This window comes from Nocardia sp. CY15 (assembly GCF_009829295.1).
Taxonomy (GTDB): Bacteria; Actinomycetota; Actinomycetes; order Mycobacteriales; family Mycobacteriaceae; genus Nocardia; species Nocardia sputi.
Map to the genome: position 1 here is coordinate 889,989 of NZ_VUOT01000001.1, position 19,799 is coordinate 909,787.

At 69.7% G+C, this 19,799-nt stretch carries 16 protein-coding genes and 1 pseudogene; 11 read left to right on the top strand and 6 right to left on the bottom strand.

Translation table 11 applies throughout. From position 1 onward, the window contains the following. Positions 1 to 86: 86 nt before the first annotated feature. Positions 87 to 533: pseudogene (locus GVY39_RS04285) on the top strand (SRPBCC family protein); the annotation flags it as partial. Between the two features lie 235 nt (positions 534 to 768). On the opposite strand, the gene GVY39_RS04290 reads toward GVY39_RS04285, so the two are convergent. The 3 genes from GVY39_RS04290 to galK form a co-directional block, all read right to left on the bottom strand. Further along, entirely contained in the window at positions 769 to 1,026 is a 258-nt protein-coding gene (locus tag GVY39_RS04290; RefSeq protein WP_159920929.1) for a hypothetical protein, read from the bottom strand. 11 nt (positions 1,027 to 1,037) lie between these two features. After that, positions 1,038 to 2,747, bottom strand: coding sequence for a sodium:solute symporter family protein (locus tag GVY39_RS04295; protein WP_201295165.1), 1,710 nt, complete (start codon positions 2,745 to 2,747; stop codon positions 1,038 to 1,040). Positions 2,748 to 2,998: 251 nt separating this feature from the next. Further along, a complete protein-coding gene (galK, locus tag GVY39_RS04300) occupies positions 2,999 to 4,117 on the bottom strand; it encodes a galactokinase (protein WP_159920927.1) in 1,119 nt (372 codons plus the stop codon). A 167-nt stretch (positions 4,118 to 4,284) separates the two neighbouring features. Between galK and GVY39_RS04305 the strand changes: the two genes are divergently transcribed. From GVY39_RS04305 to GVY39_RS04315, 3 genes are read left to right on the top strand one after another with little or no spacing between them, the layout of a single operon-like run. Next, positions 4,285 to 4,854: a pyruvoyl-dependent arginine decarboxylase gene (locus GVY39_RS04305; protein WP_223521298.1), complete on the top strand. Its 570-nt coding sequence runs from the start codon at positions 4,285 to 4,287 to the stop codon at positions 4,852 to 4,854. Beyond that, positions 4,851 to 5,417: a hypothetical protein gene (locus GVY39_RS04310; protein ID WP_159920925.1), complete on the top strand. Its 567-nt coding sequence runs from the start codon at positions 4,851 to 4,853 to the stop codon at positions 5,415 to 5,417. Before GVY39_RS04305 ends, GVY39_RS04310 begins: the two co-directional genes overlap by 4 nt. Then, on the top strand, positions 5,417 to 6,949 hold the full coding sequence (locus tag GVY39_RS04315) for a GGDEF domain-containing protein (RefSeq protein ID WP_159920923.1): 1,533 nt from the start codon (positions 5,417 to 5,419) through the stop codon (positions 6,947 to 6,949). The genes GVY39_RS04310 and GVY39_RS04315 overlap by 1 nt, the downstream gene beginning before the upstream one ends. Before the next feature lies 1 nt (position 6,950). Here GVY39_RS04315 and GVY39_RS04320 read toward each other — a convergent pair whose 3' ends face one another. Together GVY39_RS04320 and GVY39_RS04325 are read right to left on the bottom strand one after the other, a co-directional pair. Further along, a complete protein-coding gene (locus GVY39_RS04320) occupies positions 6,951 to 7,706 on the bottom strand; it encodes a DUF6319 family protein (protein WP_159920921.1) in 756 nt (251 codons plus the stop codon). Positions 7,707 to 8,909: 1,203 nt separating this feature from the next. Beyond that, positions 8,910 to 9,530 (bottom strand): TetR/AcrR family transcriptional regulator, encoded by a 621-nt coding sequence (locus GVY39_RS04325; protein ID WP_159920919.1) that lies wholly within the window; start codon positions 9,528 to 9,530, stop codon positions 8,910 to 8,912. Positions 9,531 to 9,740: 210 nt separating this feature from the next. Here GVY39_RS04325 and GVY39_RS04330 point away from each other — a divergent pair, with 210 nt between their 5' ends. The 7 genes from GVY39_RS04330 to GVY39_RS04360 all read left to right on the top strand — a co-directional run bounded on the left by GVY39_RS04330 (position 9,741) and on the right by GVY39_RS04360 (position 19,250). Continuing rightward, entirely contained in the window at positions 9,741 to 11,108 is a 1,368-nt protein-coding gene (locus GVY39_RS04330) for an NAD(P)/FAD-dependent oxidoreductase (RefSeq protein WP_159920917.1), read from the top strand. A gap of 7 nt (positions 11,109 to 11,115) precedes the next feature. Then, entirely contained in the window at positions 11,116 to 12,273 is a 1,158-nt protein-coding gene (locus GVY39_RS04335; protein ID WP_159920915.1) for a serine hydrolase, read from the top strand. Beyond that, complete coding sequence (locus GVY39_RS04340) at positions 12,273 to 13,319, top strand: NAD(P)-dependent alcohol dehydrogenase (protein WP_159921313.1); 1,047 nt, start codon at positions 12,273 to 12,275, stop codon at positions 13,317 to 13,319. The genes GVY39_RS04335 and GVY39_RS04340 overlap by 1 nt, the downstream gene beginning before the upstream one ends. Before the next feature lie 40 nt (positions 13,320 to 13,359). Further along, complete coding sequence (locus GVY39_RS04345; protein WP_159920913.1) at positions 13,360 to 15,009, top strand: class I adenylate-forming enzyme family protein; 1,650 nt, start codon at positions 13,360 to 13,362, stop codon at positions 15,007 to 15,009. Between the two features lie 4 nt (positions 15,010 to 15,013). After that, complete coding sequence (locus GVY39_RS04350; protein WP_159920911.1) at positions 15,014 to 16,765, top strand: amidohydrolase family protein; 1,752 nt, start codon at positions 15,014 to 15,016, stop codon at positions 16,763 to 16,765. A gap of 85 nt (positions 16,766 to 16,850) precedes the next feature. Further along, positions 16,851 to 17,705 (top strand): alpha/beta fold hydrolase, encoded by an 855-nt coding sequence (locus GVY39_RS04355; RefSeq protein WP_159920909.1) that lies wholly within the window; start codon positions 16,851 to 16,853, stop codon positions 17,703 to 17,705. Between the two features lie 483 nt (positions 17,706 to 18,188). Beyond that, a complete protein-coding gene (locus GVY39_RS04360; protein ID WP_159920907.1) occupies positions 18,189 to 19,250 on the top strand; it encodes a DoxX family protein in 1,062 nt (353 codons plus the stop codon). A 42-nt stretch (positions 19,251 to 19,292) separates the two neighbouring features. Here GVY39_RS04360 and GVY39_RS04365 read toward each other — a convergent pair whose 3' ends face one another. Next, positions 19,293 to 19,673 (bottom strand): STAS domain-containing protein, encoded by a 381-nt coding sequence (locus tag GVY39_RS04365; RefSeq protein ID WP_159920905.1) that lies wholly within the window; start codon positions 19,671 to 19,673, stop codon positions 19,293 to 19,295. Between the last annotated feature and the right edge of the window lie 126 nt (positions 19,674 to 19,799).

Genomic DNA, 19,799 nt, shown 5'->3' on the forward strand with positions numbered 1-19,799 from the left:
GCCCCCAAGGGAGCGCTTGTCAACCGAAGAACGCCCGTCCGTGCGATCGTGCGGGTGGGCGAGGAAAGGGGTAGCAAGTGAGCACAATGGCCGCCACGGTGGACGTCGAGGTCCCGGTTCGCACCGCCTACAACCAGTGGACGCAGTTCGAGTCGTTTCCGCAGTTCATGGAAGGTGTGGAAGCGGTTCAACAGCTCGATGACCGGCATATGCACTGGCGTGTCCATGTCGGCCCGTCGACGCGGGAGTTCGACGCCACCATCACCGAGCAGCATCCGGACGAACGCGTCGCCTGGAAGTCCGACAGCGGGCCGAAGCACGCGGGCGTCGTCACCTTCCATCGGCTCGATGACACCCACACCAGGGTGACCGCGCAGATGGACGTCGACCCCGAAGGGTTCGTGGAGAACGTCGCCGACAAGCTCGGCGTGCTGAAGCACCGCGTGAACGGTGACTTGCAGCGCTTCAAGCACTTCATCGAAGGCCAGGGCCACGAAACCGGCGCTTGGCGCGGCGACATCCCGCGTCCGGACGCGGGTGGAACCGGCACGATGCCGGGTGAGACTCCTCGCCCGGGCGCGGGCGGAACCGGCAGTTTGCCCGGTGAGACTCCTCGCCCAGGCGCGGGCGGAACCGGCATGCCCGGCGGAACTCCGCGTCCCGGTGCCGGCGGAGCCGGCACATGGCCCGGTGAAACCAACCGCCCGGGAATCTGATCCGTCCGACCAGCCACGGAGCCCCCGGCTTGCCCGGGGGCTCCGTCGTCGCTCAGGCCGAGTCCTCGCCAGCGGCGCTCTCGTCCGCGGGGGTGTGCGGTTCGGGCGGCACCTGGACCGGGCGCAGCAGCGCCCAGGCCACGAAGGCCGCGGCGACGGCGCCCATACCGAGCCCGGCCCACAGATTCACCTCGACGCCGCCGGTCTTGGCCTGCTGGGCCGCGGTGTCGTCCACCAGGCTCGTGACGACGAGAACGATCGCGTAGCAGCCGAGCAACGCGCCGACGATGGTACGGATATCGAAAAGCATTGCGGGGCTCCCTATCCGACGAGAATGTTGAGCGCGATCACGAGCACGAGCGCGATGCCCGCGAGCAGGACCGGGCGCTGGTACCAAGGCAGCGAACCGGCCTCCGGGTCGGTGCGGATCTCCTTCGGGGTCTCCGAGTACACCAGCCCGACCAGTTCCGACGCGGGTTTCGGCTGCGTCACCTGGGTGACGGCGACGCTGACCACGATGTCGACCACGAACGCGACACCGGCGGCCACGAAACTCGCGCCTTGGCCGGACAACTCGAACACCTTCATCTCGTGCAGGATGAAGACCGCGATCGCCGAAGCGGTTCCGCAGACCAGGCCCATCCAGCCCGCTGTCGGTGTCATCCGTTTCCAGAACATGCCGAGGATGAAGGTGGCGAACAGCGGCGCGTTGAAGAAGCTGAACAGCGTTTGCAGGTAGTCCATCATGTTGCTGAACCCGGAGGCGATGAACGCGGTGAAGATCGCGGCCACGGTCGCCCCGACGGTGGCCAGCCTGCCCACGCCGAGGTAGTAGCCGTCCGGGCGGTCGCGGCGCACGTACTGCTGCCACAGGTCGTAGCTGAACACCGTGTTGAACGCGGAGATGTTGGCCGCCATGCCCGCCATGAACGCCGCGAGCAGGCCGGCGAGCCCCACGCCGAGCAGGCCGTTGGGCAGCACGTCCTTCATCAGGTACAGCAGCGCCTGGTTGTAGGTGGTGTCGCTGTCCACGTCGGGATTCGCGGTGACCGCCGCCTTGTACTCCGCCATCTGCGGCACCAGGACGGCGCTGATCATGCCCGGGATCACCACGATCAGCGGGATGAACATCTTCGGGTAGGCGCCGATGATCGGCGTGCGCCGCGCCGCCGAGATGGAGTGCGTCGCCATCGCGCGCTGCACTTCGACGAAGTTCGTGGTCCAGTACCCGAACGAGAGCACGAAACCCAGTCCGAACACGATGCCGAGGATCGAGAGGAAGTCGTTGGCGAACCCGCTGAGCGCGTTGCCCGCCCAGGACTCCAATTGTTCCGCGCCGCCCGGTGACGCGCCGACCTTGTCCTGCAGCCCCTCCCAGCCGCCGACCTTGTGCAGGCCGACCAGGGTGAGCGGCAGCAGCGCGGCCACGATGACGAAGAATTGGAGCACCTCGTTGTAGATCGCGGCCGACAGACCGCCGAGGGTGATGTAGGAGAGCACGATCACGGCGGCCACGATCACCGACACCCACAGCGGCCAGCCCAGCAGCACGTTCAGGATGGATCCGAGCAGATACAGGTTGACCCCGGCGATGAGGATCTGAGCTACGGCGAAACTCAGCGCGTTCACCAGGTGGGCGCCCGTGCCGAAACGCCTGCGCATGAACTCCGGCACGCTGCGCACTTTGGAGCCGTAGTAGAACGGCATCATCACCACGCCGAGGAACAGCATGGCCGGTATCGCGCCGATCCAGAAGTAGTGGAAGGTCGGGAACCCGTACTCCGCGCCGTTGGCGGACATGCCCATGATCTCGACGGCGCCGAGGTTGGCCGAAATGAACGCCAGACCGGTCACCCAAGCGGGAAGCGAGCGCCCGGACAGGAAGAAGTCGATGCTGGAGGACACTCGCTGCCTGGCCAGCAGGCCGATGCCGAGCACGAACACGAAATACAGTGCCACCAGCGCGTAGTCGACCGGCTGCGCGTCCAGGCGTAGCGTCTCGGCGGCCTGCAGGTGCGGGGACGAGGCCACCAGGTGCAGGTCGGACGCGATCGGCGCGGCAGCGAGAACGGGTGGATCGGCGAGCGGCACAGCGTTCCTCCTGGCGGTGAAACCGGGGCGTCGAGCGAGATCGTTCGTCGCGGGAAGGTCGTGCGTCGTGCTGGTCCTGCCCGGTGCGCACGACCTCTCGTCGCCCCGCCGAATGGTGTCGGCTGACACCTACTGTGCGTGATCATGCCCGACCGGCGTGGCACATTCGCGCACAAATTCTGGACGGTCGCTCAGCCGATTCGGTGGGCTCCCGCGGCGGGAACCACCACGAACGTGCGCGGAGCGGGAAGATCCGATGCGGCGAAACGCCGTGCCACCGCTCGCGCCACCGCCGCGGCGCGGTCGTGATCGACCAGCGCGATGGCGCTTCCGCCGAAGCCGCCGCCGACCATCCGCGCGCCGTGCGCCCCCGCCGCCAGCGCCGCGTCGACCGCCGCGTCCAGGGCCGGAGTGGACACCTCGAAGTCGTCGCGCAGCGAGGCGTGCCCGGCGGTCAGTATCGGGCCGATGCCCCGGGGGTCTACTCCCTTCCGCAATTTCTCGGCAACCGTGAGCACCCTGGCGTTCTCGGTCACGACGTGCCTGGCCCGGCGGCGCAGCACGTCGTCGGCGATCCGGTCGGCGTCCGCCGCGGACGCCACGTCGCGCAAGGTGGTGACGCCGAGCGCCGCGGCCGCCGCCGCGCACTGTGCGCGACGCTCGGCGTAGCCGCCGTCGACCAGTTCGTGCGGCTGCCCGGTATCGATCACCAGCAGTTCGAGTCCGAAGCCGCCCAGGTCGAACGGGATCTGCTCGTGCCCGCGCGGCGCGGTGGTGTCGGCGGCGAATGCTCGCACGTCCAGCAACAGCGCGTGCCCGGCCGTGCACAGCATCGCGGCCGACTGGTCGAGTAAGCCGGTGGGGGCGCCGACGTAATCGTTCTCGGCGGCGCGGGCGATGTCGATCAATGCCCGGTCCGAGAGCTCGGGTGCGAACAGGTCACGCAGCGCGACGGCCACCGCGCAGGACAGGGCTGCCGAGGACGACAGCCCCGCCCCGATCGGCACCGCACCGTCGAGGTCGAGATCCACGCCGGGGATCCGGTGCCCGCGCCGGGTGAACTCGGCGACCACCCCGAGCGGATAGCGCGCCCATCCGGGCACCAGCTCCCGCTGACCCGCCAGGTCGGACACCGCCGCGAGGACCGGCTCGTCCCGCTGCCGCGAGCCGACCCACACCCGCCCGTCGGTGCGCGCCGCCGCCGTGCACCGCACCACCAGCGGTAGTGCGATCGGCAGCACGTAGCCCTCGTTGTAGTCGGTGTGCTCACCGATGATGTTGACCCGCCCCGGCGCCACCCATGTCCGCAAACTCGGTTCCTCGCTGTTCTTCCTCGGTCGTGTCAGGTTACGAGACACGCCGCCCGAGCTGTGTTTTCGGCGCGCTCGGGTGCGCGATCGGCCTTCGTGACGCACAGTCGAATTCGACGCAAAGTCGGCCTGCAAATCCTGTGGCCGCGTCGAATCGGGAGGGCAGCATGGTTCACGACACCTCACGCGGCGACCTTCGCGCGCGGCCTCGCCCGGATCGGCTGCGGCCGCCGCTGGACCGGGCGCACCCGGCGCCGCTGACGATCGAGCTCGGCGCGGCGACCGGCGTCGGACCGACCGCCATGGCGGCGTTCGACGCGGCGCTGCGCGATCTCGGCGTGGGTGAGGCCAACCTCATCCGGTTGTCGTCGGTCATTCCGCCGCGCGCCACCGTCGAACGCATCGGCCGGGTGCGCAAGCCGATCCCGTGGGGTGATCGCCTCTACTGCGTTTACGCCGTGCGGCACGCGTACGGGCGCGGCTCGACCGCCGCGGCGGGCATCGGCTGGGCGCTGCGCGACGACGGCTCCGGCGCCGGGCTTTTCGTGGAGCACGAGGCCGAGACCAGCGCAGAGGTGACCGCGCTGATCCGGGCCAGCATGGCGGACATGACGCGCCGCCGCGGCGGTGGCTTCGGCCCGGTCCAGCTGTGCACCGTGGATGCCGCCTCCGACGGCGATCCGGTCTGCGCGCTGGTCCTGGCCGCCTACCACACCATTCCATGGGGTCCGCGATGAGCGAGATCTCCGTGACCGTCGAGACGACGATTCCGGAGGAACGGATCGAGATCTTCCACCGCCTCTACGAGGAGGCGTTCGGCCCGTTGCGCGCGAAGGCCATCGCACGGCAGGTGCTGCGTCCCGAGGAGTTCCGGGAGGAGATGGTGGACCCCCGCGTGCAGAAGTACGTGGCGCACGCGGATGGGGAGCCGATCGGCGTGACCACGCTGACCAGGCACCTGGACACCGTGCCGTGGATCAGTCCGGACTATTTCGCGGCCCGTTACCCCGAACACGCGGCACGCGACGCGATCTACTACGCGGGTTTCACCCTTGTTGCGCCAAGTGCCCGCCAAGGGGCGGCCTTCCATGCCATGATCAAATCAGTTGTCCAGGTTTTGGTTGGCGAGCGTGCGGCGGTCGGTTGGGACATCTGCTCGTACAACAACACTCGGTTCTCGTTCGCCGACAGCATTCGGGCGGTGCTGGACGAACAGGCGAACGTCGAAGTCGCGGTGGAAGATTCACAGATCTACTACGCGGCCCGGTTCACCGGGGACGGAGCGACCAAGGGGGGCTGATGACACCCAGTGAACAGCCACAGGCCAGCTGTCGGCGCAGTCTCGGGTTCGGCTGGTACGCGGTGCTTCTGGGGGGAAGCGGGGCCGCGATCGCGGTCCATCTGGCGCTCGACTCACAGGTGGCGGCGCTCGTGACGATGGTGATCATCGTCGGCGAGACGCTCGCCATGATCGCCGTCGGAGTGCGCACGCACCAGCCGGCTCATCCGCTGCCGTGGTATCTGCTGTCCGGTTCGGCGGTGCTGTTCGCCTCCGGCACCACGCTGCGTGACGTCGGCGACCACGCGGTCCATCCGCTCGACGACGCGTTCACCCTGCTCGGTTATCTCGGCGTCGGGATCGCGGCGCTGATCTGGTTGTGGCCGCGCCAAGTGCACGGCGACTACGACCTGCTGCTGGACTCGGCCCTCATCGGCCTCGGCGCGCTGCTGGCCTCCTGGACCTTCCTCATCTCACCGATCCTGCAGTCGACCCAGACCGGCTTGGACGTACTGGTCGCGGCGACCTACCCGGTGCTCGACGCGGCGCTGCTGACCTTGGTCGCGCACTCGATGGCCACCTCGACGCGCGCGGAGACCTCGCTCTGGCTGCTGCACGCCGGACTGGTCGCACTGCTGCTCGGCGACCTGGGCTACAGCCTGGAGACCGCGGGCGCGACCGCGCTCGGGCGCGAGATGCTGCTGGCTCCCCTGCTCGCCGCCTACGCCACCGTGGGCGTCGCGGCGCTGCACCCCACCATGGCCACCCTCGGCACGCCGCGGCGCATCCACCCGCACCACTCCAGACAACGCGCCAGCCTCATCGCGATCGCGCTGATCGTGGCCTCGCTGGTGCCGGTCGTGGGGTCCAGTCTCCACCCGCTCGATCGCGTGGTGGTGTCGTCGCTGTTCGCGCTGCTGCTGATCGGCATGCTGGTGCGCAGTGAACGCGCGATCGTGCGCAGCGCCCGCAGCGAGCGGCGCGCGCAATACCAGGCCGACCACGACATGCTCACCGGACTGCTGAACCGCGCCGCGCTGCTGCGCGCCCTGCGGCAGCGCGGGGAACAGTGGGCCGAGCAACCGATCTGCCTGCTGTTCATCGACCTCGACGGATTCAAGCGGGTCAACGACAGCTACGGGCACGCCGTCGGCGACGAACTGATCGCCACGGCGGCGGCCAGGATCCGGCGGGTGGTGCGCCGCGACGACGTGGTGACTCGCTACGGCGGCGACGAATTCGTCGTGCTCTCCCCGCTCGCCCGTCCGGAGGCAGCCGTGCTCGCCGAGCGTCTGCTCGGCGCGTTCGTGCGGCCGTTCGGGCTGAGCGCGGGCGAGATCCCGATCACCGCGAGCGTCGGCGTCGCGTGCGTCGGTCCGCGCGGCGCGCACACCGACGTCCACAGCCTGCTCCGGGATGCGGACGCGGCCATGTACCACGCGAAGCAGTACTCGATGGGCTACGCGTTCCACGACGACGTGCGGCGCGCGCCCACCGACACCGAGCGCCGCATCTGGCGCACGGCCACTCGATCCACCAGTCCGGCGGTGTGACTCAATCGCTGAGCTCGTCGAGCAGGCGCTTGGCCTCCTCGAGCTCGGCCTGTAACTGCTGCACCTTGGCCTCCTGCACCCCGCGCAAGGCCTCCAAGACCCCCGCGACCACCTCGGCGACCTCCGGATGCAGGATCTTCGCCGCCTGCGCGACCGCGGAACCGGCGACCGGAAGGCTGCGCAGGGTGCGCTTCTTACCGCTGACCACGTCGATGGACCACTCGCCGTCGGCGGTGCCGGTCAGCGTCACGGTGACCTCGGGCGCCTTGGCCTTGCGCGCGGCGGCCGCCTTGGCGGGTTTGGCCGCGGCAGCCGCGGGGGCCGGCTTCCCCGCGCTGTCGGCGCGGCTCGCCGGGGCCTCCACCGGCTTCGGCGTTGCCTGCGGTGCAAGGGCGCTCGCCTCGACGGGCTGGGTCGCGGTGCTCGTCGTGGACGGCGACTGGGTCACAGGGGATTCCTTCCTTGTTGTCGACTTCGGCCCGGTGGTGGGGCCCGCGGCCCCTCGGGGCGGCTTGGTCAAGGTGACCTCGGTGGGAGAGAAGGACAGCACATCCTTCGATCCGGTCGGGCGGACCTGCAAGAAGTCACCGTCGGCCGGGTCGCCGAGCGCGATCACCTTGCCCGAGCGCCCCTCCGGAACGCCGACCGCGGCGGCGGTGAACCACACCATGGGCGGTCGGCCACCGGCGAGGTCCGCGGCGATCTGTTGAATCTCGCTGTCCGACAAGGGCTGCGGCTTGGTTCGTGGGGAGGGCATGGTGACTCCGAGCGATTTCGTGGTTGGCTGCGTGCACAGATGATGCCCCACGCCGCCGACAGATTCTGCGGCCACCGTCGAATCGGGTCGGCGGACGGCGCGGCCCGGGCTATCAGCGAATATTTGGCAACACTCGCCGCTCACCCGCGAGCGGCGCCCCTCCCGCTCGCTTTGACACTCGCGCGTGTCACATGATCTGATTCCGGCGAATCGGTTTGCCAGCACCGGCGTTCCGGCGCCGACCCGCAGCGGTCCGCCCCGAACCGGTATCTGGAACGGGGCGACCAGGGGGGCCAGATGACCCATGCGCGGCATTCGGCGGTGCTCGCCGCCGCACCACTACACACCGATCTGCTCTTCGGCGCGGTCGCGGTCACCGTGCTCGCCGCCGGTGTGATCGTGATCGCGATGATCGCCGGAACCCGCGGGCCTGGATCGCATTTCGACGCCCGGAACCGCTACGGCGAGCCGGTGCGCCCCGCACGGGAAGCTCGGCCGCCGCTCGAGGAGCCGCCACACTCCTCGGCGACGAGTCCACCCCGGCGGGAACCATCGTTCATCGAGCGGTCGGCGCCTGAGGGGGAAACGGCGAACACCGCGCCGACGAGGTCGTCGCCTCCACCCTCCCCACGGGCGAACCAGCGCGACGTACCGTTCCTCGTCGGCGCCGCGGCAGGTGTCGTCGCGGTGCTCGGTGGCATCTCCTGCCTGGTTCTCATCGTTCCGGTGGCGGCGGAGGACGCCACCCGGGCGGCCGCATCCGATCCGCTGGCCGAAGCCCGTCCGGGCAATTGCGTGGCGATATTCGCTTCGCGGGCGTCCGGGCACGACACGGTCGACCTGGCCCCCGTCCCCTGCGAGACATTGCCTGCCAACTTCCGCGTGCTACAGACCGGCACCTGCACCGACCCGCGAGTGGAGCGCGAGCACCGGGGCGCCGATGCCGCCGGATACGAGCGGTTCCGCTTGTGCCTTGCTCCCGACTGGCAGGCCGGTACCTGCTACGACGTCACCGACTGGCACGTGCCGAGCAAGGTGGACTGCGCCCGGGTCGGCAAGAAGATCGTCCGGGTGAACGCCGTCCTGCCCTACACCCCGGACGCCGCCGCTTGCCCACGCGACGCGGAAGGCGCCAGCGCGGTCGGGTGGGCGCAGCGGGGAATCACGCTGTGCCTGCGCGGCTCCGACCGGCCCGACGAGCAGTCAGCTCGCCGCGGCGGGCGCACGCAGCGCTGGGAACCAGATGTCGGTGAGCACCTCGACAGCCTGCTCCGCCGAGACGTCGATGGTGCCCTGCATCGCCCATCGGGTGAAGAACCGTTCCAGTTGCGCGACGAGAAGTTCCACCCGCAACCGCGCTTCGTCCCGCCGCTCGGCCGGCCAACCGGCGAGGTAGGCGGTCATCGCGTTGGGCAGGGCGAGGATGCCGGCGCGGGCGATCTCGCGAAACTCCGGTTCCAGCACGGTCGCCTCGTCCCAGGCGGGCAACAGGTCCTTGTACTCGTGGAACCACTCGATCGCGCGGGTCATCCAGTCGGCGAACTCGGCGCGCGAACCGGTCTCGAGCACCCGGTCGAGGTCCTGATAGAAGTGCAGCGCGGTGGGCGCGGTGCCCTGCTCGGCGATCGCACGCAGGATCTCCAACTTGCCCGCGAAGTGCAGGTAGAACGTGGCGCGACTACAGCCGACCGCGGCGGCGATGTCGTCCACCCGCACGGACGCGTAACCCCGGGCGGCGAACAGCTCCTTGGCCGCCGCCATCAAGCGGGCCCTGGTCTGCTGTTTCTGCTCCTCCCGCAGGTTCGTGTTCGCGTTCGTGCGCATGGTGAACAGCTACCTCGTATCCGTGAAAAGCGTGCTTACGTGCGGCTTCCGCCGAGCGAGTCTACGCGCGAGCCGCATGAATAGACATTGTGTCACTCACTAGACGTCAAGTCTACCGAGTGTTATTTTGTTGCCTACGTCACTCCGGCGCTCGACCCGCGCCGGACGGTTCGGCCGTCGTCGGCGGCTCTTCCCATGCGAGGTCAGTGAATGACGTCAACCGCACTCCCCCGGGTCTGCGTGATCGGCGCGGGCCCTTCCGGCATCACCGCCGCCAAACGACTGCACGACCACGGCATCCCCTTCGACTGCTTCGAGGCGTCCGACGACGTGGGCGGCAACTGGTACTTCAAGAATCCCAACGGCATGTCGGCCTGCTACCAGAGCCTGCACATCGACACCTCCAAGTTCCGGTTGGCGTTCGAGGACTATCCGGCGCCCGACGAATGGCCGGACTTCCCCCACCATTCGCAGCTGTTCCAGTACTTCCGCGACTACGTGGACCATTTCGGCATCCGCGAACGGATCGTGTTCAACACGAAGGTGACCGCGGCCGAGCGCGGCGCGGACGGCCGCTGGCTGATCACCACCAGCGAGGGCCGCACCACGGACTACGACGCGCTCATCGTCTGCAACGGGCATCATTGGGATCCCCGGATCCCGGACTACCCGGGTGAATTCGACGGCACGCTACTGCACAGTCACGCCTACAACGACCCGTTCGATCCCGTCGACATGCGCGGCAAACGCGTCGTGGTGGTCGGCATGGGCAATTCCGGCTTGGACATCGCCTCGGAGCTGTCGCAGCGGTTTCTCGCCGCGAAGCTCTACGTTTCCGCTCGCCGCGGGGTCTGGGTGCTGCCGAAGTACGTCAACGGCAAGGTCGGTGACAAGCGCTCGATGCCCCGATGGATGCCGCCGAAGCTGGGCCTGCGGCTCAAGCAGCGTTTCGTCCGCAAGTATCGCGGCAAGATGGAGGACTACGGGCTGCCCGAACCCGACCACCTGCCGTTCGAGGCGCATCCGTCGGCAAGCGAGGAGTTCCTGCACCGCGCGGGCTGCGGCGACATCACGTTCAAGCCCGCGATCACCGCGCTGGAGGGCTCGCGGGTGCGCTTCGCCGACGGCAGCGTCGAAGAGGTCGACGTGATCGTCTGCGCCACCGGTTACCGCATCTCCTTCCCGTTCTTCTCCGATCCCGAGCTGTTGCCCGACAGCGACAATCGATTCCCGCTGTTCAAACAGATGATGAAGCCCGGCATCGACAATGTGTTCTTCCTCGGTCTGGCCCAGCCGCTACCCACGCTGGTGAACTTCGCCGAGCAGCAGAGCAAGCTGGTCGCCGCCTACCTGACCGGCCGTTACCACCCGCCCTCGGAACAGGAGATGCACGCGGCCATCCGATCCGCGGAAACGGCCAGGACGGGCCGCTACTACGACTCGCCCCGGCACACCATTCAGATCGAATTCGAGCCGTACGTGCGAGACATGCGGCGGGAATTGGCGCGCGGGGCGAAACGCGCGGCCGCCGCGGGATACGCGCTGCCGGTTCCGGCCCGGGCTCTGGAACACGTGTGAGGCGGCGATGACCACTACCACGGGAACCGCCACGTCGGGGTTCTGCGCCGAGCGATTCGCGCGGGTGCGAAGGGAACTGGAGACCCGGCTCGCCTCCGGCGACGAGCTGGGCGCGTCGATCTGCGTCACGGTCGACGGCGAACCGGTCGTCGACCTCTGGGGCGGATACCGCGACCCCGAGCGCACCGCGCCGTGGACCGAGGACACCTTGGTCAACGTCTTCTCCCTCACCAAGACCATGACCGCGCTGTGCGCGCTGCTGCTGGTCGAGCGCGGCGAACTGGACGTGCACGCGAAGGTGGCCAGGTATTGGCCGGAGTTCGCGGCCAACGGCAAGAGCGACATCGAGATCCGGCATCTGCTCGCGCACACCTCCGGCGTCTCGGGGTGGGAGCCGCCGATCGAGCTGACCGACATCTACGACGCCGAAGCGGCCGCCGCCCGCCTCGCGAGCCAACCGCCGTGGTGGCAGCCGGGCACCGCGTCCGGGTATCACGCGCTCGCCTACGGCCACCTGATCGGGGCGGTCATCCGCCGCGTCACCGGACGCTCGCTGGGCGAGTTCTTCGCCGACGAACTCGCCGGGCCACTGGGCGCGGACTTCCACATCGGCACGGCGGCCGAACACCACGGGCGGATCGCCACCTTGATCCCGCCCACCGTGCCCGAATTCGACATGGCGACGCTCGATCAGGACAGCGTGCTGGTCAAGACCCTCACCAGTCCGCTGCTCGACATCGCCGAAACCGCGAGCGCGGGATGGCGGCAGGCCGAGATCGGAGCGGTGAACGGCCACGGCAACGCGCGCTCGGTGGCGCGGGTGCAATCACTGGTGTCCTGCGGCGGCGAACTCGACGGACGGCGGCTGCTGTCGGAGCGGACGATCGAGCTGATCTTCCAGCAGCAGTCCGACGGTGTGGATCTCGCGCTGCTGCTGCCACTGCGTTTCGGCATCGGCTACGGTCTGCCGCAGCGGCAGACCGCCCCTGAGGTGCCCGAGGGCCGAGTCTGCTGGTGGGCCGGGTACGGCGGTGCGATGGTGGTCAACGACCTCGAGCATCGCACCACGTTCGCCTACACCATGAACCGGATGGCCCCGGGGTTGATCGGCTCCGAGCGTGCCGACGCCTACCTGCGCGCGACGTTCGCGGCGGTGCGCGGATGATGCGGGCGCTACAGCTCACCGGGCCGGGTGTGCTGGAACTGCGCGAGGTGCCGATCCCGCAGATCGGTCCCACCGACCTGCTGCTGCGCGTAGGCGCGGCAGGCATCTGCCATTCGGACCTGCACGTGCTGCACATCCCCTTCCGGATGCGCGAGGAGCCGTTGACTCTCGGCCACGAGATCGCGGGCACCGTCGAGGCCGTCGGCGACGGGGTCGGCGGCCGCAGGGCCGGTGAGCGCGGCGTCGTGTACCTGTGCTGGTCGTGCGGGGTCTGCCGGGAGTGCGCCGGGGGCAACGAGAACGTCTGCCGCGCCGCTGGCCGCACCGCCATGCCGCCCTGCCCCGGTCTGGGGCCGGATGGCGGGATGGCGGACTACGTCCGGGTGCCCGCGAGTTCGTTCGTGCCGATCGGCGACCTCGACTTCGCCCAGGCCGCGCCGCTGGCCGACGCCGCGCTGTCGAGCTATCACGCCATCCGCGGCGCGCGCGAGCAACTCGGGCCCGGGTCGGTGGCGGTGGTCATCGGGATCGGCGGGCTCGGTCACGTCGCCGTGCAGATTCTCGCCACGACCACGGCGGCGCGGGTGCTGGCCGTCGACGTGAGCGCCGACAAGCTCGAACTCGCCGCGCGGTGCGGCGCGGCGGAGGGACTCACGGCGGGCGACGACACCGCACGCGAGATCCTCGACCGCACCGAAGGCCGCGGCGCGGACGCGGTGTTCGACTTCGTCGGCGTCGACGCGACCGCACGGCTCGCGGTGGAATCGGTGGCGCCGAACGGGGCCTACCGGATGATCGGCCTCGGCGGCGGCGCGCCGGAGATCACGGCGGCCCCCGCGGGCGGGCCGGGCTGGCCGTGGGGCGCGTCGGTCCGAAAATCCTACGGCGGCACCAAATCCGACCTGATCGACTCCGTAACCCTGGCTATGTCGGGCAAGCTACGCGTCGAGGTGGAGCGCTACCCGCTGGCCGACGGCCGCGACGCCCTCGACCGGCTGGAACGCGGCCTGGTCACGGGCCGAGCGGTTCTGGTCCCCGAGCAGTGACCAACCCCAACTCCTGTGCAGTGACGAGGAAGTACCCGATATGACAAAGCCCTTCGACCCGCAGGCGTTCGTGGCGCAAGCCGCCGCCCGGCTCACCGGCCCCGGCGGTCGATTCGAGATGGTGATCGAGGACGTGCTCGGCGCGCCGATGCCGGTCCTGCGCCACCGCAAGTCCTCGCTGCGCGAAGTGCTCGCCGACGCGGTCGCGCACGGCGATCGGGACTACCTGGTCACCGCGGACCGCAGGATGTCCTTCACCGAGCACGCCGCCGCGGTCGCGGCACTGGCCACGGCCCTGCGGGATCGATACGGCGTCGGAAAGGGCGACCGCATCGGCATCCTCGCGGCGAACACGCCCGAGTGGGTGCTCACGTTCTGGGCGGCGCAAGCGCTCGGCGCGATAGCGGTGGGCTACAACGCGTGGTGGGCGCCGCGCGAGGTCGCCTACGGCGTCGAGCACACCAGCCCCGGCGTCCTCGTCGTGGACGCGAAACGTGCCGCGCTGGTAGCGGAACTCGACATCCGGATTCCGGTGCTCACCATGGAGCACGACGTACCCGCGCTCATCGCCGGATACCGGACCGACGAGCTGCCCTACACCGAGATCGACGAAGACGAACCCGCGGTGATCCTGTACACCAGCGGCACCAGCGGACGGCCCAAAGGCGCGGTGCATTCGCACCGGAACCTGGTCGCGGTCGCCGACTACCACGTCTTCAACGATGCCCTGGCCGCCGCGCTCACCGGGGCGGGCGAACTGCCCAGCGGGCGGCGCTTCCTGGTCACCTCACCGCTGTTCCACATCGCCAGTCTGCACAACCTCGTGGTTCCCCGGCTGGTCACCGGCGACGCGGCGGTGATCCACCAAGGGTCGTTCGACGCCGACCGGGTGCTGCGCCTGATCGAGACCGAGCGGATCACCAACTGGGGCGCCATGCCGACCATGGCCACCAGGATGCTCGAACTCGACCTGTCCGGCTACGACCTGTCCTCGCTGGCCGCGTTCTCGTTGAACTCGGCGCCGTCCTCGGCCGCACTGCAACAGAAGCTGCGCGATCAGCTGCCCGTCGCGCGCAACGCGCTGGTGACCAGCTATGGGCTGACCGAATGCAGCACCGCCGCGACGCTGGCGAGCCCGGCGGAGCTGGCGGCGTTCCCGGACACCGTGGGGCGACCGGTCGTCGGGGTCACGCTGGAGATCCGCGACAGCGCGGGCAACGCGGTACCCGAGGGCACCGAAGGCGAGATCTGCGTGCGCAGCCCCTATGTGATGCTGGGGTACTGGCAGGACGAGGCGGCGACCACCGCGGCCATCACCGCGGACCGCTGGCTGCGCACCGGCGACATCGGGGTGCTGGAAGACGGCAGGCTGCGCTTGTCCGGACGCCGTTCGGACCTGATCCTGCGCGGCGGGGAGAACGTCTATCCCACGGAGATCGAGCAGTGCCTCGAGGAGCATCCCGCGGTGCGCGAATGCGCGGTCCTCGGCGTGCCCGACGCCGACCTCGGGCAGCAGGTCGCCGCCTTGGTCGTGGTCGACAGCGCCACGCCGACCACTGAAGACGAGCTGCGCGCGTTCACCGCCGAGCGGCTCGCCTACTACAAAGTGCCTGCCCGCTGGCGGCTCACCACGACCCCACTCCCGCGCAACGCGACCGGCAAGGTCGTGCGCACCGATCTCGAGGTGTGAATCCATGTACGACACCGTCATCGCCAACGGCCGCTGGTTCGACGGCACCGGCGCGCCCTCCGCGGTCCGGCACCTCGGCATCCGGGACGGGCGGATCGCGGCCGTCTCCGCCGACCCGATCGACGACCCGGCCTGTCCGAACGTCGTGGACGCCACCGGCAAGTGGGTGATCCCCGGCATGATCGACATCCACACCCACTACGACGTGGAAGTGCTCCAGCATCCGGCGCTGACCGAGTCGGTCCGGCACGGCATCACCACGGTGCTGCTGGGCTCGTGTTCGTTGTCGACCGTCCACGTCGGCGCCTCCGACGCGGGCGACCTGTTCGCGCGGGTCGAGGCGATCCCGCGCAAGCACGTCGTCGCGGCGGTCGACGCGCACAAGACCTGGCGCTCGGCGCACGAGTACGCGGCCGCGCTGGAAGAACTGCCGTTGGGCCCGAACGTCGCCGCGTTCATCGGGCATTCGGATATCCGGGCGGCCGAGATGGGGCTGGATCGCGCGACCCGCGAGGACGTGCGGCCCGATGCCGCCGAACTGGCCGGAATGGAGGCGAAGCTGACCGAGGCGCTGGACGCGGGTTTCGTCGGGATGTCCTCCCAGCAGTTGATGTTCGACAAACTCGACGGCGAGGTGTGCCGATCGCGCACCCTGCCCTCCACCTACTCGACCAGCCGGGAACGGCGCAGGCTCAACGCCGTACTGCGACGGCGCGGCCGGGCGCTGCAAGGCGGGCCCGACGTGTCACGGCCGCACAGCCTGATCACGATGGCCGCCGCCAGTCTCGGCCTGTTCCGAAAGCCGCTGAAGGTCAGTCTGCTCTCGGCTGCCGACATCAAGGCGATTCCCGGCGTCGTGCACCTGTTCCCGCTGATCGCTCGGGTGCTGAACGCGCTCGGGGCCGACTTCCGCTGGCAGCACCTGCCGGTGCCCTTCGAGGTCTACGCCGACGGCATCGACCTGGTGGTGTTCGAGGAATTCGGTTCCGGCGCCGAAGCGTTGCACCTGGCCGACCAGGTGGACCAACGGCGGGAACTACTGCGCGACGAGGCCTATCGTCGCCGATTCCGCGCGGATTACGACAAGAGATTCGGCCCGAGGGTGTGGCACCGCGACTTCTTCGATGCGCGGATCGTCGAATGCCCCGACTCCACGGTGATCGGCAAGACCTTCGGCCAGGTGGGCGCGGAACGCGGTGGCACACATCCGGTGGACGCGTTCCTGGACCTCGTGGTGGAGCACGACGGCAAGGTCCGTTGGCGTACGACGATCTCCAACCATCGACCCGAAGTGCTCGATCGGCTCGCCGCCGACCCCGGCGTGCAGCTGGGCTTCTCCGACGCGGGGGCGCATCTGCGCAACATGGCGTTCTACAACTTCGGGCTCCGCTTCCTGCGCCGGGTGCGCGACGCCGCGCGAGCGGGTCGCCCGTTCCTGTCCGAGGAACAGGCGGTGCACCGGCTCACCGGCGAACTCGCGGACTGGTGCCGCCTGGACGCCGGGCACCTGAGGGTGGGCGACCGAGCCGATGTGGTCGTCCTCGATCCGGCGCGCCTGGACGATTCGCTCGACGACTACCACGAATCGCCGATCGCCCCGTTCGACAACCTGTCGCGGATGGTCAACCGCAACGACGACACGGTCACCGCGGTGTTCGTCGGCGGCGTGCCGGTCTTCGGTGACGGCGCTCCGGCCGCGGTACTCGGCACCAGCCGCACCGGCCGGTTCCTGCGCGCGTCGACCTCCGCACGGTGATCCGATCGCGCTGATCGGCCCGGTCGGCCACGTAGAATCCCAAGGACACGGCGGCTCGTTCGCCGGCCGTCCGTAGGGAGTCGACGTGGACGTTTTCCAGCATCGGGGCCGGTCCGTCGTCTTCGACCGCGCAGGCGCCGGGTCGCCGGTGGTGTTCCTGCACAACGCGGGCGCGCAACGCCGTATCTGGGACGACCAGGTCGCGGCGCTGCGCGACGAGCACGAGATCTTCGCGCTCGATCTCCCCGGATACGGCCGGTCCGACCAGCCCGCCACGGGCTACCGGCTCACCGACTACGTCGACATGCTCACCGCGTTCCTCGACGCCCACGACCGCACCGACGTGGTGCTGGTCGGCAACTGCCTCGGCAGCGCGACCTCTCTGCGCTACGCCATGGACCGTCCGGACCGGGTGCGCGCGCTCGTGTTGATCAATCCGCTCACCTGGGACACCGTCAGCTCGGGACAGTCGGCGGGCCTGGCCTGGCTCGACGCGCGGCTGCCGCTGGCGCCGCTGGCCCGCCGCATCAGCCTGCCGGGCCCGGTGGTCTCGCTGATCGTCGGCAATCAGCTCGGCCCGCGCGGTCGCGGCAGGGGAAGCCAGCACGAGCCACGCGTGCGGGCGCATTGGACCGACCGGGGCAGGCTGCAAGCCCTCCACGACTTGGTGCAGGACTTCCCGTCCTACCGCGCGCTCGACGGGTTCGACCCGCCCGCCGGCTTCCCGCCGATCTGCACGATCTGGGGGCGGCGCAACCGCGTCCTGTCGGCGAGGGCGGGCGGGCGGCTCAACCGCAAGCTGCGCCCGCACACCGCGGTGGAACTACCGGACTGCGGTCATCTTCCGATGGTGGAGGCCCCGGACCAGGTGAGTTCGATCATCACCGGCTTTCTCGCCGCGACCGCCGTGCCCGCGCGGGAGCGGCCCGACGGCCGCTGAGCGGCGTCAGAGCGCAGCGGCGGTAGGGCAGAGTTCCGGGAAACTGGCGGAGCGCACTCCGCATCCGACGCATTCGAACGTCATGCCCATATCGAGCATCCACTGAATGCGGGTATGGCATGTCTCGCAGAGGAAGTCCACCCCCGCCGGGTGGCAACAGGACCGTTTACGGATGAACCATTCCGCGCGGTGCCGGCAGGGCACGGAATCGAAGCGGAACGTGCACCTCGGTGCGGCGGGTAGCGCGGCGACGATGGCTTCGAAAGCCGTTGTCGCCGTAGAAGTATTCACAGCAGATACCTTTCGGCGGGGAGAGCGGGACCGCAGGCCGGACGCAGCCGCGGCGCCGTTACTCCTGGATCGATCTCCTTCCGGCAGCCGTTACCGGATGAGGCGGCCTTCACACGGCGGCGGACCGGCTTGTTTGGTCATCGAGCGCGCGGGAATCCGATTTGTGACTACATCAAGGGAAGGGGTTTTGTCATGTTGTTGCGCCGACTCGCCCGGCCGCTACTGGCCACCGCGTTCGTCGTAGATGGGGTCGATACGCTGCGGCGCCCGGACGAGCGGGCCAAGGCCGCGAGCGAACTGCTGCAGCGGGGACAGCGACAGCTTCCCGACGAGGTTGCCGCCAAGTTGCCATCGAACCCCCACACCGTCGTCCAGATCAACGCCCTCGCCCAGGTGAGCGGCGGCGTTCTGCTGGCGCTGGGTAAGGCGCCGCGCTTGGCCGCCTTGGTGCTCGCGGCGACCGTGGTGCCCTCGGCCGTCACCGAGCAGGACTTCTGGAACGAGCAGGATCCGGCGCGCAAGTCGGCGAAGCGCACCGCGTTCCTCAAGGACCTCGGCCTGCTCGGCGGACTGATGATCGCCGCGGCCGACACCGAGGGCAAGCCGTCGCTGGGCTGGCGCGGCCGCCGGGCCGCGCGCGACGCCGCCGCCGCGGTCACCGCCGCACTGCCGTTCGGCGCGACCTCGGAGGGCGCGACCGGCGCTGCGCTGCGCAACTACGCGCACGAGGCCGCGGAACGGGCGCGTGCGCTCGGATCGGTCGCCGCGAGCAAAGGCACGGAACTGGCCGAAACGGCCCAGCGTCGTGGGCCGGATTGGGCGGAGGCGGCCAAGGAACACGGCAGCGACCTGGCCGAGACCGCGAAGGTGCACGGCTCGGAATGGGCCGAGATCGCCAAAGAGCGCGGCACAGATCTGGCGGAAGTCGCCAAGGAGCGGGGCTCCGAATGGGCCGAGATCGCCAAAGAGCGCGGCGCCGACTGGGCGGAGGTGGCCAAGGAGCGCGGCGCCGACTGGGCGGAGGTCGCCAAGGATCGGAGTGCTCATCTCGCGGAGGTGGCCAAGCAGCGCGGGGCGGAACTGGCGGAGATCGCCAAGGAACGCAGCGCTGAGCTGGCCGAGCGCGCAAAGCACCGCGGACCCGAGATCGCCGAGGTCGCCAAGGAGCGGGGCGCGCTTACCGCGCGACTGGCCCGCCGGCGGGGAGCGAAGACAGCGCACGCCGCCCGTGAGGCGGTCGAGCGTCGCCGCTGAGCGGCGGACGGGCGGCGGCGGACTTCGATCGGCCGGCGCCCGTCAAGCGGTTTCGTCGTAGCCGGGTGCGAGGGCGGCCTCCAGCGACCGCACCCGATGGAACCGGTCGGCCAGTCCGGTGACCTCGATGACTCGGTCCACCGGCCGCACCCGGGTGATCAGCGCCATCCGGCGGCGCGTCCGCGTCACCTCGGCCTGCGCCTCGACCAAGACGCTCAGCCCGGCCGCCGCGAGGAACGTGACCGGCGAGAGGTCGAGCACGAGGACGGCCGCACGGCGGGCCGGGCCGCTCGCCAGCTGCGCGCGAAGCCGGGGTGCGGTGGCGACATCGATCTCGCCCGCCACCATCAGCATGGTGACGTCAGGGCGCGGTCGGCACACCGAAAACCGAAGCGGGCCGGTCCGTTCGGTATCGCGGAACATGCGCTGACTCCTGGCCGGAAGCTGGCAGTGCACAGACCTTGTGCCTCCAGTGAAGCATGGGTGCGCTCGGTCTGTACAGCAGCGCGACGACGCGAACTGCGTTCGCGGCCAGACCTTTCCAGCGGA

What these genes read in the sequence shown, in the direction of transcription:
- GVY39_RS04290 (WP_159920929.1), bottom strand. Translation starts at nt 1,026, where the DNA reads ATGCTTTTCGATATCCGTACCATCGTCGGCGCGTTGCTCGGCTGCTAC.
- GVY39_RS04305 (WP_223521298.1), top strand. Translation starts at nt 4,285, where the DNA reads ATGGTTCACGACACCTCACGCGGCGACCTTCGCGCGCGGCCTCGCCCG.
- GVY39_RS04310 (WP_159920925.1), top strand. Translation starts at nt 4,851, where the DNA reads ATGAGCGAGATCTCCGTGACCGTCGAGACGACGATTCCGGAGGAACGG.
- GVY39_RS04315 (WP_159920923.1), top strand. Translation starts at nt 5,417, where the DNA reads ATGACACCCAGTGAACAGCCACAGGCCAGCTGTCGGCGCAGTCTCGGG.
- GVY39_RS04320 (WP_159920921.1), bottom strand. Translation starts at nt 7,706, where the DNA reads ATGCCCTCCCCACGAACCAAGCCGCAGCCCTTGTCGGACAGCGAGATT.
- GVY39_RS04325 (WP_159920919.1), bottom strand. Translation starts at nt 9,530, where the DNA reads ATGCGCACGAACGCGAACACGAACCTGCGGGAGGAGCAGAAACAGCAG.
- GVY39_RS04330 (WP_159920917.1), top strand. Translation starts at nt 9,741, where the DNA reads ATGACGTCAACCGCACTCCCCCGGGTCTGCGTGATCGGCGCGGGCCCT.
- GVY39_RS04335 (WP_159920915.1), top strand. Translation starts at nt 11,116, where the DNA reads ATGACCACTACCACGGGAACCGCCACGTCGGGGTTCTGCGCCGAGCGA.
- GVY39_RS04340 (WP_159921313.1), top strand. Translation starts at nt 12,273, where the DNA reads ATGCGGGCGCTACAGCTCACCGGGCCGGGTGTGCTGGAACTGCGCGAG.
- GVY39_RS04345 (WP_159920913.1), top strand. Translation starts at nt 13,360, where the DNA reads ATGACAAAGCCCTTCGACCCGCAGGCGTTCGTGGCGCAAGCCGCCGCC.
- GVY39_RS04350 (WP_159920911.1), top strand. Translation starts at nt 15,014, where the DNA reads ATGTACGACACCGTCATCGCCAACGGCCGCTGGTTCGACGGCACCGGC.
- GVY39_RS04360 (WP_159920907.1), top strand. Translation starts at nt 18,189, where the DNA reads ATGTTGTTGCGCCGACTCGCCCGGCCGCTACTGGCCACCGCGTTCGTC.
- GVY39_RS04365 (WP_159920905.1), bottom strand. Translation starts at nt 19,673, where the DNA reads ATGTTCCGCGATACCGAACGGACCGGCCCGCTTCGGTTTTCGGTGTGC.